This is a genomic window from Bacillus sp. AP8, assembly GCF_000321185.1.
Taxonomy (GTDB): Bacteria; Bacillota; Bacilli; order Bacillales; family DSM-1321; genus Bacillus_AD; species Bacillus_AD massilioanorexius.
The window spans coordinates 16434-30380 of record NZ_CAPG01000088.1; the positions used below are offsets into that span (position 1 = coordinate 16434).

19 protein-coding genes and 1 pseudogene are annotated in these 13947 nt (G+C 32.4%); 13 read left to right on the forward strand and 7 right to left on the reverse strand.

Annotated features, from left to right (window positions below; all coding sequences use genetic code 11):
• Positions 1-573: 573 nt before the first annotated feature.
• On the reverse strand, positions 574-771 hold the full coding sequence (locus BN349_RS20715) for a hypothetical protein (protein WP_019244225.1): 198 nt from the start codon (positions 769-771) through the stop codon (positions 574-576).
• A 448-nt stretch (positions 772-1219) separates the two neighbouring features.
• On the opposite strand from BN349_RS20715, the gene BN349_RS20720 reads away from it, so the two are divergent.
• From BN349_RS20720 to BN349_RS20775, 12 genes are all read left to right on the forward strand, one after another.
• Positions 1220-1414, forward strand: a complete 195-nt coding sequence (locus tag BN349_RS20720) for a hypothetical protein (RefSeq protein ID WP_019244226.1) — start codon at positions 1220-1222, stop codon at positions 1412-1414.
• A gap of 181 nt (positions 1415-1595) precedes the next feature.
• Complete coding sequence (locus BN349_RS20725; protein WP_019244227.1) at positions 1596-2072, forward strand: DUF2975 domain-containing protein; 477 nt, start codon at positions 1596-1598, stop codon at positions 2070-2072.
• 9 nt (positions 2073-2081) lie between these two features.
• Positions 2082-2288 carry a helix-turn-helix domain-containing protein gene (locus BN349_RS20730; protein ID WP_019244228.1) on the forward strand — a complete coding sequence of 69 codons (207 nt, stop codon included), beginning with the start codon at positions 2082-2084 and terminating at the stop codon, positions 2286-2288.
• Positions 2289-2333: 45 nt separating this feature from the next.
• On the forward strand, positions 2334-2861 hold the full coding sequence (locus BN349_RS24485; RefSeq protein WP_019244229.1) for a hypothetical protein: 528 nt from the start codon (positions 2334-2336) through the stop codon (positions 2859-2861).
• Positions 2862-2975: 114 nt separating this feature from the next.
• Positions 2976-3332 (forward strand): metallophosphoesterase family protein, encoded by a 357-nt coding sequence (locus BN349_RS26995; protein ID WP_425457668.1) that lies wholly within the window; start codon positions 2976-2978, stop codon positions 3330-3332.
• A complete protein-coding gene (locus tag BN349_RS27000) occupies positions 3245-3700 on the forward strand; it encodes a metallophosphoesterase family protein (protein ID WP_442852745.1) in 456 nt (151 codons plus the stop codon). The genes BN349_RS26995 and BN349_RS27000 overlap by 88 nt, the downstream gene beginning before the upstream one ends.
• 65 nt (positions 3701-3765) lie before the next feature.
• Positions 3766-4074, forward strand: coding sequence for a hypothetical protein (locus BN349_RS20745; RefSeq protein ID WP_019244230.1), 309 nt, complete (start codon positions 3766-3768; stop codon positions 4072-4074).
• Positions 4075-4582: 508 nt separating this feature from the next.
• Positions 4583-4771: a sigma factor gene (locus BN349_RS26500; protein ID WP_232423588.1), complete on the forward strand. Its 189-nt coding sequence runs from the start codon at positions 4583-4585 to the stop codon at positions 4769-4771.
• Complete coding sequence (locus BN349_RS26505) at positions 4725-4991, forward strand: sigma-70 family RNA polymerase sigma factor (RefSeq protein ID WP_269719706.1); 267 nt, start codon at positions 4725-4727, stop codon at positions 4989-4991. Before BN349_RS26500 ends, BN349_RS26505 begins: the two co-directional genes overlap by 47 nt.
• Positions 4992-5115: 124 nt before the next feature.
• Positions 5116-5547: a DUF1801 domain-containing protein gene (locus BN349_RS20755; RefSeq protein ID WP_019244231.1), complete on the forward strand. Its 432-nt coding sequence runs from the start codon at positions 5116-5118 to the stop codon at positions 5545-5547.
• A gap of 128 nt (positions 5548-5675) precedes the next feature.
• Positions 5676-5846, forward strand: a complete 171-nt coding sequence (locus BN349_RS25570) for an HAD family hydrolase (RefSeq protein ID WP_019244233.1) — start codon at positions 5676-5678, stop codon at positions 5844-5846.
• A gap of 406 nt (positions 5847-6252) precedes the next feature.
• Positions 6253-6807: a hypothetical protein gene (locus BN349_RS20775; RefSeq protein ID WP_019244235.1), complete on the forward strand. Its 555-nt coding sequence runs from the start codon at positions 6253-6255 to the stop codon at positions 6805-6807.
• Between the two features lie 55 nt (positions 6808-6862).
• On the opposite strand, the gene fba is transcribed toward BN349_RS20775, so the two are convergent.
• The 4 genes from fba to garR form a co-directional block, all read right to left on the reverse strand.
• Positions 6863-7720 (reverse strand): class II fructose-1,6-bisphosphate aldolase, encoded by an 858-nt coding sequence (fba, locus tag BN349_RS20780; RefSeq protein ID WP_019244236.1) that lies wholly within the window; start codon positions 7718-7720, stop codon positions 6863-6865.
• A gap of 136 nt (positions 7721-7856) precedes the next feature.
• Positions 7857-9176 (reverse strand): gluconate:H+ symporter, encoded by a 1320-nt coding sequence (locus BN349_RS20785; RefSeq protein ID WP_019244237.1) that lies wholly within the window; start codon positions 9174-9176, stop codon positions 7857-7859.
• Positions 9177-9268: 92 nt separating this feature from the next.
• The gene (locus BN349_RS20790; protein WP_019244238.1) at positions 9269-10705 is read right to left on the reverse strand and encodes a four-carbon acid sugar kinase family protein; all 1437 of its coding nucleotides are present in this window, start codon (positions 10703-10705) and stop codon (positions 9269-9271) included.
• Positions 10702-11601, reverse strand: coding sequence for a 2-hydroxy-3-oxopropionate reductase (gene garR / locus BN349_RS20795; protein WP_019244239.1), 900 nt, complete (start codon positions 11599-11601; stop codon positions 10702-10704). Before garR ends, BN349_RS20790 begins: the two co-directional genes overlap by 4 nt.
• 439 nt (positions 11602-12040) lie before the next feature.
• On the opposite strand from garR, the gene BN349_RS20800 reads away from it, so the two are divergent.
• The gene (locus BN349_RS20800) at positions 12041-12658 is read left to right on the forward strand and encodes a GntR family transcriptional regulator (protein ID WP_019244240.1); all 618 of its coding nucleotides are present in this window, start codon (positions 12041-12043) and stop codon (positions 12656-12658) included.
• Positions 12659-12917: 259 nt separating this feature from the next.
• Here BN349_RS20800 and BN349_RS26020 read toward each other — a convergent pair whose 3' ends face one another.
• Positions 12918-13097: a hypothetical protein gene (locus BN349_RS26020; protein WP_148335085.1), complete on the reverse strand. Its 180-nt coding sequence runs from the start codon at positions 13095-13097 to the stop codon at positions 12918-12920.
• Positions 13098-13164: 67 nt separating this feature from the next.
• Positions 13165-13661, reverse strand: a pseudogene (locus BN349_RS24505) (SOS response-associated peptidase); the annotation flags it as partial.
• Positions 13662-13947: the final 286 nt, after the last annotated feature.

Sequence of the window (13947 nt, forward strand, 5' to 3'; positions counted from 1 at the left end):
GTTTTTGTATGAGCCATTTATATTGTTCATGGTTCTATATAAAATCGATAGTAGAAATGAAATTTTTTGATAGTAATTGTACATTAAAGCTGAAGATAGTGATTTTGTAGTAGAAAAACGGGGAAACGGTATCCCGTGCATTTATCTTTATGGAGGACTCGTTTATTAGAGTAAATCTTTTAGTGATTTAGCTGGAAATCTTATTGAGTCTAATTTTGTAACGATGTATTAAGAACAAAGAGGATGTGGTAGGTCATCGTCATCTATGACAACTCAAAACTCTTTAGAAAATCTGTTGTTCGTGACCATCACCCATATGTTGAAAATCCAAAGGAGTTTCAACAAGGCAATACTAGAATTTCTCAATATGAGGTAAACCAGTGTGATGAAGATGTATTTCCGGACAGTTTATTACATAAAATACTGCCATCTAGTGGTTATTCATATAGTAGAGTAAAATGAACAACTAACTAATTTGTGTAAGAGTTATGAAGGTGAATTTTTTGTTTTAAATGAAAAGACTAGAATGGATATTAGGTAAGGGAAGATGTACAACGGCAAAAAAACAGACTGTCATTTAACAATCTGTTTCGGTCTTATTTTCTTCCTGCTATTGTATAGGATAATCAATCGGATCATAATAACACTCAAAAGGGTAATAACCGAGAATACATCTTTAACAGTATCATTAGTAAGTGTTGTATTAGAGAGAATCATGAGAAAAACGAGTGTAATGAAGATTCGTTTTTCTTGCTTTTTGATTAAATCCACCATATCGCTCCTTGTAATAATCTTGCCTTGTTAATAGGTTGATCTACAGTTAGTGCTTTGCTATGATTTTATAAATTCTAATAAAATATCCAACAATAATTGTATATTAAGATGAAAATATTGTAAATATTATGGAATTAAAAGCTTTTTTGATGCAATAGATAATGTAAAACTTAATTTGAAAGAATTAAATTCCTATACAAAGTTACATAGTTCTGTTAATACGTTACATAATATTAATGAATAGGTACGGCAATTTAATTTTCAAAAATATTTAGAAAAAGGTACAGTTAAATCATAAAATTCGAAAAATGTTAAATAATACAGTAACAAATTTGTGAACAAAAAATTGTATAATTGTAAGATGGATGAATAATTGTTACCATATGTTTATATCCTGTATTTATCGGGCATTAACTAATGTATAAGATACGAAAGGGTGATTAGATTGGATATTATGAAAGTCTCTAATGAAGAAGCTGCTGAAATTATTCAAACAGGTAAACCACATGGTTTGTTTTTTACAATCGACCATGGTCGTATTGTAGGGATTAATAATAGCCATAATGACCTATGGGTAGAGGATTTTAACAGATATACTGAGTGTACGGAATGGTTAAAAGGTAGACAATTATCAAAATAATAAAACAATAAAGTATAAGAGTGGTTATTAATTAACCACTCTTATTTTAATTCTTCTGCATAAAGTTGGCTGAAGCAAAATATGAATATACAATAAAATTTTCATGTAAAATAACAAAAATTCATTGATAAACAATAAGCATCGGTGTATGATAATGAAAAAATGAAAGTAGGAATATGTAATGAAGCGAAATACAATTTCATTTCTAAAGATCGCTATTTTTTTCATCGGAATGATCGTTTTCGTATGTTGTATCTTTTGGTTACCTACTATTGCAAATAACACGGCAGAGATGAATCCAGACTATGCCTATTTAAAAATTCCAGTTTTGTTAGGGCTATATATTTCTGTAATTCCCTTTACTTTTTCTTTGTATCAAGCATGGAAGCTACTTAGATATATGGAAGGAGAAAATGCTTTTTCGAAATTATCTGTCATTTCATTAGGCTATATCAAGAATTGTGCAATAACAATTCTTACGATCTATGTTTTAGGAATAGTTTTTCTAGCATTGGTAAACGCTTTACATCCTGGAATAGCAATTATTGGTCTTATTATCATCTTTACAACACTTGTCATTTCATTCTTTGCAGCGGTTCTACAAGAACTGTTTAAAAAAGCATTACAATACAAATCTGAGAATGAGTTAACAATTTGAGGTGAGAACATGGCAATTATTGTAAATATAGATGTGATGTTAGCAAAGAGAAAAATGAGTGTAACCGAACTTTCTGAGAAAGTTGGAGTCACAATGGCGAATTTATCTATTTTGAAAAATGGCAAGGCTAAAGCAATTAGATTTTCCACTTTAGAAGCCATCTGTAAAGCTTTAGAGTGCCAGCCTGGTGATATTTTAGAATATCGAGAAGAATGAGTAAAACAGTGCAAGGGATGTAAGACAATTAATTGGGAGAGTAATATGATAAAAAAGCAAAGTATGATTCTGTTGGGACTCTTCGTATTTCTTCTGCTATTCTTTTTTCTGTTGATATTCTCATTTCAGCATATTTTTCCTCGATCCTATCATCATTTGATAACGAAGAATACGGATTTACATAATGAAAGAGTTGAAGGGATTCATTTAAATGAAAATATCAATGATAAAAAAATAACTGCAAGATATGGAGAAATCTCAGGAGAAAGTAGAGATGTTGTTGACTATAACTATTATATGCTTAGAGAAGGTCTAGAAATCGCAACAGATAAGCAAGGGATGATTACAAGATTCATAGTAACAGATAAGCACTTAGCAACCGCACGAGGAATAAAACTTGGCGATTCAAAGAATGATGTCATAAAAAACTATGGCAAAAATTATTATAATCGCTTTGAGCAAGGGATGAATATCGTTGGTTACATCGATAAAAAGAAACAAAAAACCATAGAGTTTTGGATGATAGATAATAAAGTAGCTTTTTATAGATTCGACTTCATCTCCATGGAATAAAAAGATACTGTCATTTTATGAAACGGCACTTACTTTTCGTGTCGTTTTTTTATTTTGAATAGCCTTTATAACACAAAAGAATATACCATTAAATAGAAAAGGGGGGACTGAAATTTGAGAATTGCTATTATATCGGATATACATGGAAATAAAGCTGCATTAATGGCCGTATTATTAGATATAGACAAACGAGGAATTTCGATGATTTATAATTTAGGCGATAGTTTATATGGGCCACTTTTTCCAATAGAGACATATGATCTCTTAGTAAAATATAATGTGACTAACATACGGGGGAACGGTGATCGTATATTATTAGATCAAAAGTCTAATAATCCAACCGTTCACTATGTACAATCGCTTATAAAGGAAGAGCATAGAGAATGGATTGCTCATTTACCCTTTTTTTGGAAACGAAAGATTTTTATTTTTGTCATGGTACTCCAACTAGTGATGAGACCTATTTATTAGAAGAAATGAGTCCAATTGGATCCACTTTAAAACGCACGGAAGAAATTTTAGAGATGGTAAAAGGAATTTCTCAGAAAATCATTTTCTGCGGTCATACGCACATTCCTAGAGTGGTATTTTTACCTAATGATCAAATAATTATTAACCCAGGTAGTGTTGGATTACCAGCATATGAAGATGAATTACCTATTTATCATAAGATGGAGTCAGGTTCAGTTTTTGCTCCATATACTATTGTTACAAAACAAGAAGATGAGTGGTATATAGAGCAAATACATATCCCCTATGTTAGAAATTCCGCGATAGTACAAAGTGAAAAAAACGGGCGACTAGATTGGGTGAAAGCTCTACAAATAGGTAGAATATAAGGTGGAAAAGCTGTCATTATAACAGCTTTTTTGTTAGTTATCTAATGAAAAATAGAAGTTAATAAATGAGGATATTTACTAAATTTCTAAAAAATATCAGAAAGGTCGATGTTCATACGTATTCAGAAGAGGAATTTAATAAATATGCAACTGTAAATGAGGATATAAAAGATAACGAACTATATATGCGTACAGAGTTTATTGGTAAAGCAATTTTAGAGCGTGAAGCTAGAGAATTCATTAGTCAAAAATTAAGATCAGATGAAGATCTTACATGTAATGGGATTAGAAAACATGCATGTCCGAGCTGCTCAATCTGGAATAGCAGTAATGGTTGGCGTTGGCGTGCTCCCTTTTTTAAGTATGAATATTAATTCGATTGTTATGATCACAACAGAAAGACTTTTTGTTTCATTATTAGATAGTGACATGGAATCAGGCACGCTACGAGAGTATGAATTAGAGGATAAGAGGAGATAAAAACGGCACTTCATGTAGGAACAGAGTATCTTTATATCAGATAAAAAGGAAGAAGTACCATGATTTTTTACTATATTGTCCCGACTATCACTATGAGCCTCTATTCCAAATATTGTATGATCCACTTACGAAGAAAGGAGTAAAATTATTGTGTCGGGATAAAAAATCAACTAAGAAAAATACGAGGGAATATATTTATCTTTGGTTAGGAATTGCATGCATCTTTGCTTATATATTTGTAAGGTGGTTCTAATAAATGATGAGCAAACATCAAAGTCTAAAGATTGTGAAATAAATGGAGGAAATACAGATTATACAAGGTCTTCGGAATAAAGAAGTTTCTGCACTTCATAACGCAATTATTCAATATACAGTTTTAATAAAAAAGTTATTCACTCTGTTTTGACCAATAAAGAAGATAAGTTTTTTATTGATGAAATTGTAAATGATGTTTTTATTACTTTATGGTTTCACATTGATAGCTATGATGAAGATAAAGCGCTGTTTCAGCATTGGCTTATTTCTGTATCGAAATATAAAGCGATTGATTTTAAAAGAAAAAGAGAAAATAAAAAAGTTAGCATTAGATGAAACCGTTTATATGAGGCAAAGTACAGATGAAAACGAGGTGAATGAACCTTTTTTAGAACTCATTAAAACTTTAAATGAAAGAGATAAAGAGATATTTATTAGAAGATATCTAAATGAAGAGGATACGGAAGAAATTGCGATGGATTTAGGTTTAACAACAGATACGGTCTATCAACGATTATCAAGAGGTAGAAAAAAGATAAAGAGATCCTTAATTTAGCTTTTCTTTAAGTTCTGGTGTGGTGCTATTTAACAATAAAACCGATATTTTCAATTATCTTATATGGAGGACTGTTGTATTTTTTAAAGGAAAATCTACACATACTTAAGGAGTGATTCTAGCAATGTATGAACCAATAACAAAAGAAATGGATACTAGTGTCATTGAGTTTATAGAAAATATTGAAAGCACTAAAAAAAGAGAGGATGCTTACAGATTATTAGATATTTTTACGGAAGTTACTGGATTTGAGGCTAAGATGTGGGGACCAAGTATTATTGGATTTGGTAAATATCATTATAAATATGAATCTGGTCATGAGGGAGATGCACCCTTAGTTGGCTTTTCGCCTCGAAAGGCTAAAATAAGTCTTTATTTCGCAACAGGTGACCAGAAACGAGAGGAGTTATTGGAGAAATTCGGTAAACATACCTCTGGGAAAGCATGTGTGTACATAAATAAAGTAGCTGACATAGATGTTAGTGTCTTAAAAGTCTTAATAATTCAATCGGTAAAATTTTTGCAAGAAACCTATCCAAATCAGATTGATAACTAGAATAAGGGAGGCTTCTTCATTTGCAGAATCCTATTTTAGCTGAATGGAAAAAGGGTTGTAGGGATGAAGGTAGAATTATTAATGAAAGAAATAATCGAGCGCTTTTCTTGAACTAAAAGGGGATATGTATGCAATATAAAATGATTTTTTTCGATATTGATGAAATACTTAGCCACTATGAGAAAGGCAGTATTCCAAGTAAGACGAAAGAGGTAATAAATGATTTGCAGAGTAAAGGTTATCAAGTTGTAGCTGCAATTGGTAGACCTTTATCTATGTGTAAAGATATCGAGAAATAAGGTGCTGATACTGTCATTACGGCAAACAGAGGGAATGTAACACATAATCAAAAGGTGATTCATAAAGCACCTATGGATTCAAGTATTGTTAGAGAAGTGGTTGAGTTTTCTACGACTAAAAATCATATCATTAGGCACATATCCCCAGCTATAAATCAGCTAATCGATAATCAAGAAGTGTTTTTTATGTGTTTGTTTGTAACTGATGAGGTTGTTACGAAATATAAACGTAAATTTCTATATTTAACATTTAAAAGATGGATGAGTTTTTAATAAGAAACTTGATAGAATCACAAGTTGAACCAAAATAAGTGAAAGTTGAATCGTTTGACCATAAAGTTGAACCGTTTCTCAAGAAAGTTGAATCAAATGGAGCAAAAGTTGAACCGGAAAGGGATGGATATCAATGAAAAAGCTGTGTTTATTTATTGTCTTTGTCATGATAGCTTTAATCATCATTGGAAATAAAACAAAAATATCGTTAGAGATGGTTAGTTCTGAGGTGAAAATAGGGAAGTATGGAGATAGTGCTGAAGCGTTTGTTGATGAGAAAGGAATTACACATTTATATAAACCGATCGTATTATATTATAAAGTAGCACTCAAAAACGCGGGTTCTGATATTGGGAAAAATATAAAAAAAGATTTACAAATGAAAATAATACCTAATGATGATTTAATTCAAGCATCTGAGGAAGTGTTAGGTTTTAATGTATTTATAGAAACCAACGGATACAGAGGTGGGGAAGGAAGAAATAGTATATCATACATAAAAGAGAATGAAGTAGGAGACTTTGATTTGTTTTATAGCGTTGGTTTTGATGAGGACACACCTTCTAAATATACAAAAGCTCCTTCAAAGCAAAAGCTTGCCCTATTGCAGGAAAAAATGACTGATGCTGTAGCTGTAATTACAGACAATAATGAGCGTAATTTGGTTAGCTTTACATTGTCTAAGTAAAAGACGTTATAAAAAAGGAATCAGGCAACTTTGATTCCTTTTTTTAATATCAAATTTAAGCTTTATTATTTGAACCAAAGATTCGAATTTTATTCTTAACAGTCGTTTTAATTGCTTCGTGTCCTGGTTGAATATACTTCCGTGGATCAAACATGGTTGAATCAGCTGCTAAAACCTCACGAATTGTTTTAGTAAAAGCCATTTGGTTTTCAGTGTTTACGTTTATTTTCGATGTACCAAGTGATATAGCGCTTTTCAAATCTACTACAGCAATACCTGTTCCACCATGCAAAGATAATGGAAGGTTAGTTATATTTTTAATTTCTTCCATCTCTTTAAATCCTAGCTTAGGTTCACCTTTATATGGACCATGGACAGATCCTAATGCGGGAGCAAGGCAGTCTATCGCTGTTTCTTCGGCAAATAACTTACATTCATGAACATCCGCATAGATAACACCTTCGGATATAACACCTTCTTCTTCACCACCAACTGATCCTAGTTCAGCTTCAACTGAAACTCCTTTAGCATGTGCATATTCTACTACTTTTTTTGTTATTTCCATATTGGTTTCTAATGGCTGATAAGAAGCATCAATCATAACGGAAGAGTAGCCTATATCAATGGCTTCTTTACATTTTTCAAAAGAAACTCCATGATCAAGATGTAAAACAACAGGTACGGATATTTTCATATCTTGTAATAAACCCTTAAGTGTCATATATACTGTTTTTAATCCACCCATGTGAGTAATTCCAGCTTCACCAATTCCAAGAATAACAGGTGATTTTTCTTCTTCAGCAGCAGAAAGAATGGCTTGTGCCCATTCAAGATTGTATACATTGAATTGTCCAATTGCGTATTTTTCCTGAAATGCTTTATGTAACAATTCAGTCATCGAGACGAATGGCATGTATTATCCTCCTATCATTTTTATAAATATACCGCCTCTCTTTTGAACAGGGAGGCGGTAATAGTTTACGAGTTAAGAATTTGATCAAGTAGTATTCATATAGTCATCTTGACTAGAAGTTACTTGTTCAGTTTAATTACATAAATAAATCTAATAGTAATACTCCTCCAAGACCTACTAAAGAAATAATTGTAACCATAATTGACCACGTTTTTATGGTTTGTCCAATTGTTAGATTGAAGTATTCCTTATAGATCCAGAATCCCGCATCATTTACATGTGAGAAAGTAACACTTCCTGCACCTGCAGCTAACACCATTAATTCTGGGCTAGCTCCTGTAGAAGCAACTAGTGGTGCTGCAATACCAGCAGCTGTCATACCTGCAACTGTCGCAGAACCTACTGCTATTCTTAATAGTGCAGCTATTAACCATGTTAGTAGTAAAGGTGATAAAGTAGAACCGGCCATTATATCTGATATATATTGATCGATGTGACTATCAATTAGAACTTGTTTAAATGCTCCACCAGCAGCGATAATCAATAAGATCATTGCAATGCCGCTTACAGATTCAGTCAGAGATTGCATGATTTCTGGCATTTTTCTACCTCTGTTAAGACCAAACGTGAAAATGGCAACGACTACAGAAATTAATAGTGCGACATTGGCATTTCCAATAAAATCGACAACTGGCATGATAGTAGATTTTGGTGCGAATATTTCTACGAATGCTTGTAGTGCAATTAGTATAACAGGTAATAGAGCGGTAAAAAGGCTGATACCGAATTTAGGCATTTCTTCTTCAGTAAATTCTCTAGGATTAAATAATCCTTTTGGAATTTCTATTTCTAATGCTTCTTTTTTGAATAATTTCGTATAAAGTGGACCAGCTAGAATGAGAGATGGAATAGCAATAATGATACCAAATATTAATGTCTTACCAATATTAGCTCCGAAGACATCAGCAACTGCAGTTGGTCCTGGATGAGGTGGAACAAATCCATGCATTGTAATCAAAGCAGCAATAACAGGCATTCCGATGTACAGAACAGGAACTCGAGCAGCAGTCGCAATTGTAAATACAAGTGGTATTAATACTACAACTCCCGTTTCGAAAAATAGGGCAATTCCGACAATTGCGGCGGTAACAACTGCTGCTAATTGAACTCTCTTCTGTCCAAAGCCGTTAATAAGTGTAGTAGCAATTCTTTGAGCTCCACCAGAGTCTGTCATTAACTTTCCGAGAACTCCTCCAAAGATAATAACCATAGTTAAGTTTCCAAGAGTGGAACCAAGACCACTTTGAATGGAAGCCATTGCATCGATAGGGGACATGCCTTCTAATATCCCGACAATCAAAGAAACAACAATTAAAGAAACAAATGCGTTTAGTTTTAAAACAACCATTAATAATAATAGTAAAGCAACCCCAATGGTGACTGATATAATTGGCATATTCTCCTCTTTTCCCTTACTTAGGGGAGGATGACTCACTATAAAAGTTAGTCATTATCCTCTAAGTTCGCTGTAATCATAGATGTACTTCATTATTTCTTATTTAACATTTCAACAACTTCTTTTAAATCTGTTTTCGTACCAACATTACCAGGGAAAATGATATAAGCCATTCCCGGAAACTTACTTTCATCTCCTGTAGTCCAAACTGGTATTCCAGGTTTTATTTGTCCAGCAACAGTTGCGCGTTTTACTTCAAGACCTTTTGTTCCTATATCACTTGAAGTAATACCGCCTTTGGCAACGATAAAACTTGGCTTCACTTGTAATCTTTTTACAATACTAGTGACAGCATCAGAAATTTGAACGGATAACTTTAATTCTTCTTCTTTTTTACCTTCTCCTAGGTCCAGTCGCTCTCTTCTGGTAAATACAGCAACATTTTTTCCTTCGCTAAGAAGGCGGTTACTTGTTTCTATAATTCTAGTAAGCTCTTTATCAAATTTCTCTGGTTCTAGAACTAGATGAACATTAAACTCTAAAAATTCAATGACATTAGATTTTTGTAATTCCTCAAGCTGTTCGGTCGTTTTTTTAACATGCGAACCGATAATCACTAACCCACCATTAGTCGAATTTTCATCAATGAGTTCTTCTCTTGTCAGTAACGGTTTATCACTAACTCCACCAATAACTTTTGTTAAAGCGGCAGCACTTCTGAACATAAAATGCTTCCCTTTGTTCATGGCATTTATTAAGGCAGTAACGAAAATTTTCACATCAATATAATCAACTGCATTGACAATAATCTTATTGAAATCCTTCGCTTTTAATAGTTGTTGTTCAATGGAATCTAGTTCAAGATTACGAAGACTTTCTAAAGAAATATAAATCATTTGATCAGCTTTATATTCACCTTCTGATTTTTCTTCTGCCCATTCTCCTAAATGTGAATGAGTATATCCAAAAGTACGATCATTAGCAAATTCTGTCTCGCCAGCTGGAATTAAATAGTCATTTTCTTGCACATAATGAATGTTATCAATCGTAAATCGACCACCTTCTTTAAAGAAGGGCATTATTACTTCGCCATCAAAAGTAATAGTTGAGTTAGATTCAATTGTGTCTTTTAATATGTTGGTTTCAAGTGGATAATGTCCTCTTAATGTAGAATCACCACGGCTAATTATAATAAATTCTTTATTCGCTTTTTTGGCTGCTTCAACTGCATGTAAAGCAATTTCTCTATGTACATCTTCCGTTTCAGCAGCAGTAAATCCACGTGAATTTGTTAAAATGAAAAACATAGAATTGTCTTCTGCAAATCCTTTTTCTAAACTATCTAACGTCCAATCCGTATAGACAGAAATGTCATGTACTGTTTGAACACCTGTTGGATCGTCATCAAGTACAATGATTTTTTTGTTTAAAGTTTTTAAAGCATTTTCTAATAACTCATCGACAACCATTCTATCAACAGCTAGGATGCTTTTAAAGGCTTCTTCAACTAATCTTTTATTTGTACTCATTTATTTGAACCCCTCACTTCAATATTTGCTAGTTTTTCATAATATTGAACAATGCCACCATGATCATCCATTATTTTTCCATCAGCTTTTAATGCATGAAATATTTCTAAGAGATGACTAGACAAAGGAAGAGGAACATCCATTTCATGAGCTGTATCCATTACATTCGTAATATCTTTCATATTAATAGCCATTGTACCACCTGGTACAAAGTTTCTATCGAGAATAAGAGGTACCTTAGCATCTAATACAGCACTACCAGCAAGTCCGCCACGTATTGCTTTATACATTTTTTCAATATCAATTCCTGCTTTGGCTGCTAATACAAGAGCTTCAGACATAGCAGCAATGTTTAAGTTAACAATTACTTGGTTTGCTAGCTTAGCTGTAACTCCACAACCAGTATCACCAACTAATGTAACATCTTTTCCCATATTATAGAGGATTGTCTTAGCTGATTCGAAAACATCTTCTTTACCACCTACCATAATGGCCAATGTTCCATCAATTGCTTTTGGTTCACCACCACTAACAGGGGCATCTAAGAAACCTACTCCTAGTTTGGCTGCCTCCTCGGCTAAAAGAGTAGTAGTGGCAGGAGTTATTGAACTCATATCAATAATAGTAGAACCAACTCTAGCTCCAGCTAGTATGCCATTTTCACCTAAGACAACAGTTTGTACATGCTTAGAAGCAGGTAACATTGTAATGATGAAGTCACTTTGTTCTGCAACTTCTTTTGGAGATAATGCTGAAGTGGCACCTGCATCTTGTAAAGCTTTAACAGCTTCCGAATTCAAATCATTTACTGTAAGAGAATGTCCAGCTTTTATTAAATTCAATGCCATAGGTTTACCCATAATTCCTAACCCGATAAAGCCAATTTTTTTTGTCATGTTATATCCCCCTTGATGTAATTTCTATTTGTTGTAAAGCATCTATGGTGTTAACGCTTACAATTTAGAATTGTAAGATTAGTATATACAATTAATTTATTTTTGTATACAATTTTGTTTGAAATGTATACTTTTTAGCTAAAATCTTATTCAATTATGCTTTTTTTCTGGAAATTTGTTAATATAGTAGGGCTGATAATAGGCTTGCGTTAATCTATTTTAAAAATTTTGTTATGCGTTATAAAAGATTTCACTAAGAAAAAATGAGAGTAGATCCGCAGGAAAATAGATAAATTTAAGTACTCACAGTGAGTAAGTAGTAAGCAAAGTGAACAGATAGAATCTGTTATTTAGAATAATTAAAGATTCTAGTACAGAATCATATATACTAATAAATAAAATAAACAAATTTCAGAAAAGAAGACCGAGGTGATGTACTATGACAAATAATAAAAACTTTCATTCAGCCTATCACCAGTGCTATGAAATTTTACGTGATAAGATTTTAAATGGAGACATGCCAGGTGGTACAAAAATTGTAGAAGATAAATTGGCAACTGAATTAGGAGTTAGTCGAACACCTATTAGGGAATCCATTCGAAAATTGGAGTCTGAAGGGTTAATTGTTAAAAAAAGAGTTGTCATTCCTACAGAGAAAGATTTACGAAATATGTTCCAAGTACGAATTCTGTTAGAAGGTTATGCTGCGAATTGTGCAGCTACTTACTTAAAAGAAGAGGAAATAAAAAAACTCTATGAATATATTTTGATAGGTAAAACAGGCACAAAAGAAGAGATAATGGTCGCGAATGAAGGCTTTCATAATGATATTGTTAAAGCGAGTAATAATCCCATTATGATTGATATTATAGATCGAATGCAGTCTATCATTTATCTGTTTCGGAAGACAGTTGTCATATATAATCGTCCGTTTTTAATTGAAGAGCATGAAGAAATATATAATGCCATTCTTGCAAGAGATGGTCAAACAGCAGAGATTTTAATGAAAAAGCATTTGGAGGCTGATTTAAATTTTTATCTTCATACGATGAGCTAATCTTGAATAGGTCGATTGTTGTTCTACGTAATATATTCTAACAATACAAAAAGAGATAGTATTATTCTATCTCTTTTTAAAATTCAAGAGTGCAAAACTAGATGTAAGAATGTACTGTAAGTCATCCTATTGACGCCAATTGAAGTTGATTTGGAATGCAACTCAAATGATAAGATGTTTTCGTTTTTGTAAATTATCATAGATTTACTAATATGTATCTTCTGGGATGTGTGGGTAATTCGAATGAAGTATTTCAGATTTATACTTTTTTCTTTGTCGAATTATTGGGGAGAAAAATGATACCGTTTAACAATAATAGTACACCGACTATTCTTATTAATTGGTTATATTCGGAGGTATGTAGAAAAAAAGACCATACACATAGTATAATCGCACCGAAAACAGATACACATAATCCAATAGACCTGAATAACATCATGTTACCACTCCTAGTTTTACTATAGTAAAATGATACCATTTTATTGAATTGTTGTATAATAAAGACATTAAGAAATTTCTTTAATTAAATCTGAGTTGTTGTTTTTAGTTGAATTTACGTCAGAAGATACTTCGTAAGCTTCTATTAAATCATCAGCATATGGTTGTATGATTCGAGTAAACAGAGAATTAGGTGAGTTTCTAGGGTTAAGCCATAGTTTTTCATCCTCAGGTTTAACAATGAGAGGCATTCTTTCGTGTATTGTAGACATGAATGAATTGGCTTTAGTTGTTATAATCGTGCATGAAAAAATAGTATTCCCAAGTGGTGATTTCCATGATTCCCACAATCCAGCCATAGCAAAGGGTTCATTCGATTTTAATTTAATTCGCATTGGAATTTTTCGTTCGGGTGTTTTTTTCATTCATAAAATGAATCGGCAATTATTAGACAACGTCTTTTCTGAAAGGCGTTCCGAAATGAAGGTTTTTCAGAGAGTGTTTCTGCTCTAGCATTTATAAGTTTATAGCCTATTTTTTCATCTTTAGACCAATTCGGTACTAGTTTATCAATACTATATTTTAAAATTTACGTATATTTATTGATGTCTTTCTATGTTTACATATCTTTACCGATAAGGAAATAGACCATTAATGAAATTTCAATCTTATCTTTAAAGAATATAAATGAAACTTATTGAACAAGACTAAGGAGAAGAATATGTCAGTAATATGAATTAGTAAAATAAGAAGTTGCTTTCCACTTAAATATTTTGAGAAACACACTTAAATAAAAAGGTGCTAGAATTGAAGATTAAGGCTGCTAATAAGCAGTCTTATTTTTCTTATGC

What these genes read in the sequence shown, in the direction of transcription:
- BN349_RS26020 (WP_148335085.1), bottom strand. Translation starts at nt 13,097, where the DNA reads ATGATGTTATTCAGGTCTATTGGATTATGTGTATCTGTTTTCGGTGCG.
- BN349_RS20725 (WP_019244227.1), top strand. Translation starts at nt 1,596, where the DNA reads ATGAAGCGAAATACAATTTCATTTCTAAAGATCGCTATTTTTTTCATC.
- garR (WP_019244239.1), bottom strand. Translation starts at nt 11,601, where the DNA reads ATGACAAAAAAAATTGGCTTTATCGGGTTAGGAATTATGGGTAAACCT.
- BN349_RS27000 (WP_442852745.1), top strand. Translation starts at nt 3,245, where the DNA reads ATGGATTGCTCATTTACCCTTTTTTTGGAAACGAAAGATTTTTATTTT.
- BN349_RS25570 (WP_019244233.1), top strand. Translation starts at nt 5,676, where the DNA reads ATGCAATATAAAATGATTTTTTTCGATATTGATGAAATACTTAGCCAC.
- BN349_RS24485 (WP_019244229.1), top strand. Translation starts at nt 2,334, where the DNA reads ATGATAAAAAAGCAAAGTATGATTCTGTTGGGACTCTTCGTATTTCTT.
- BN349_RS20785 (WP_019244237.1), bottom strand. Translation starts at nt 9,176, where the DNA reads ATGCCAATTATATCAGTCACCATTGGGGTTGCTTTACTATTATTATTA.
- BN349_RS20745 (WP_019244230.1), top strand. Translation starts at nt 3,766, where the DNA reads ATGAGGATATTTACTAAATTTCTAAAAAATATCAGAAAGGTCGATGTT.
- BN349_RS20790 (WP_019244238.1), bottom strand. Translation starts at nt 10,705, where the DNA reads ATGAGTACAAATAAAAGATTAGTTGAAGAAGCCTTTAAAAGCATCCTA.
- fba (WP_019244236.1), bottom strand. Translation starts at nt 7,720, where the DNA reads ATGCCATTCGTCTCGATGACTGAATTGTTACATAAAGCATTTCAGGAA.
- BN349_RS20800 (WP_019244240.1), top strand. Translation starts at nt 12,041, where the DNA reads ATGACAAATAATAAAAACTTTCATTCAGCCTATCACCAGTGCTATGAA.
- BN349_RS20755 (WP_019244231.1), top strand. Translation starts at nt 5,116, where the DNA reads ATGTATGAACCAATAACAAAAGAAATGGATACTAGTGTCATTGAGTTT.
- BN349_RS20730 (WP_019244228.1), top strand. Translation starts at nt 2,082, where the DNA reads ATGGCAATTATTGTAAATATAGATGTGATGTTAGCAAAGAGAAAAATG.
- BN349_RS20775 (WP_019244235.1), top strand. Translation starts at nt 6,253, where the DNA reads ATGAAAAAGCTGTGTTTATTTATTGTCTTTGTCATGATAGCTTTAATC.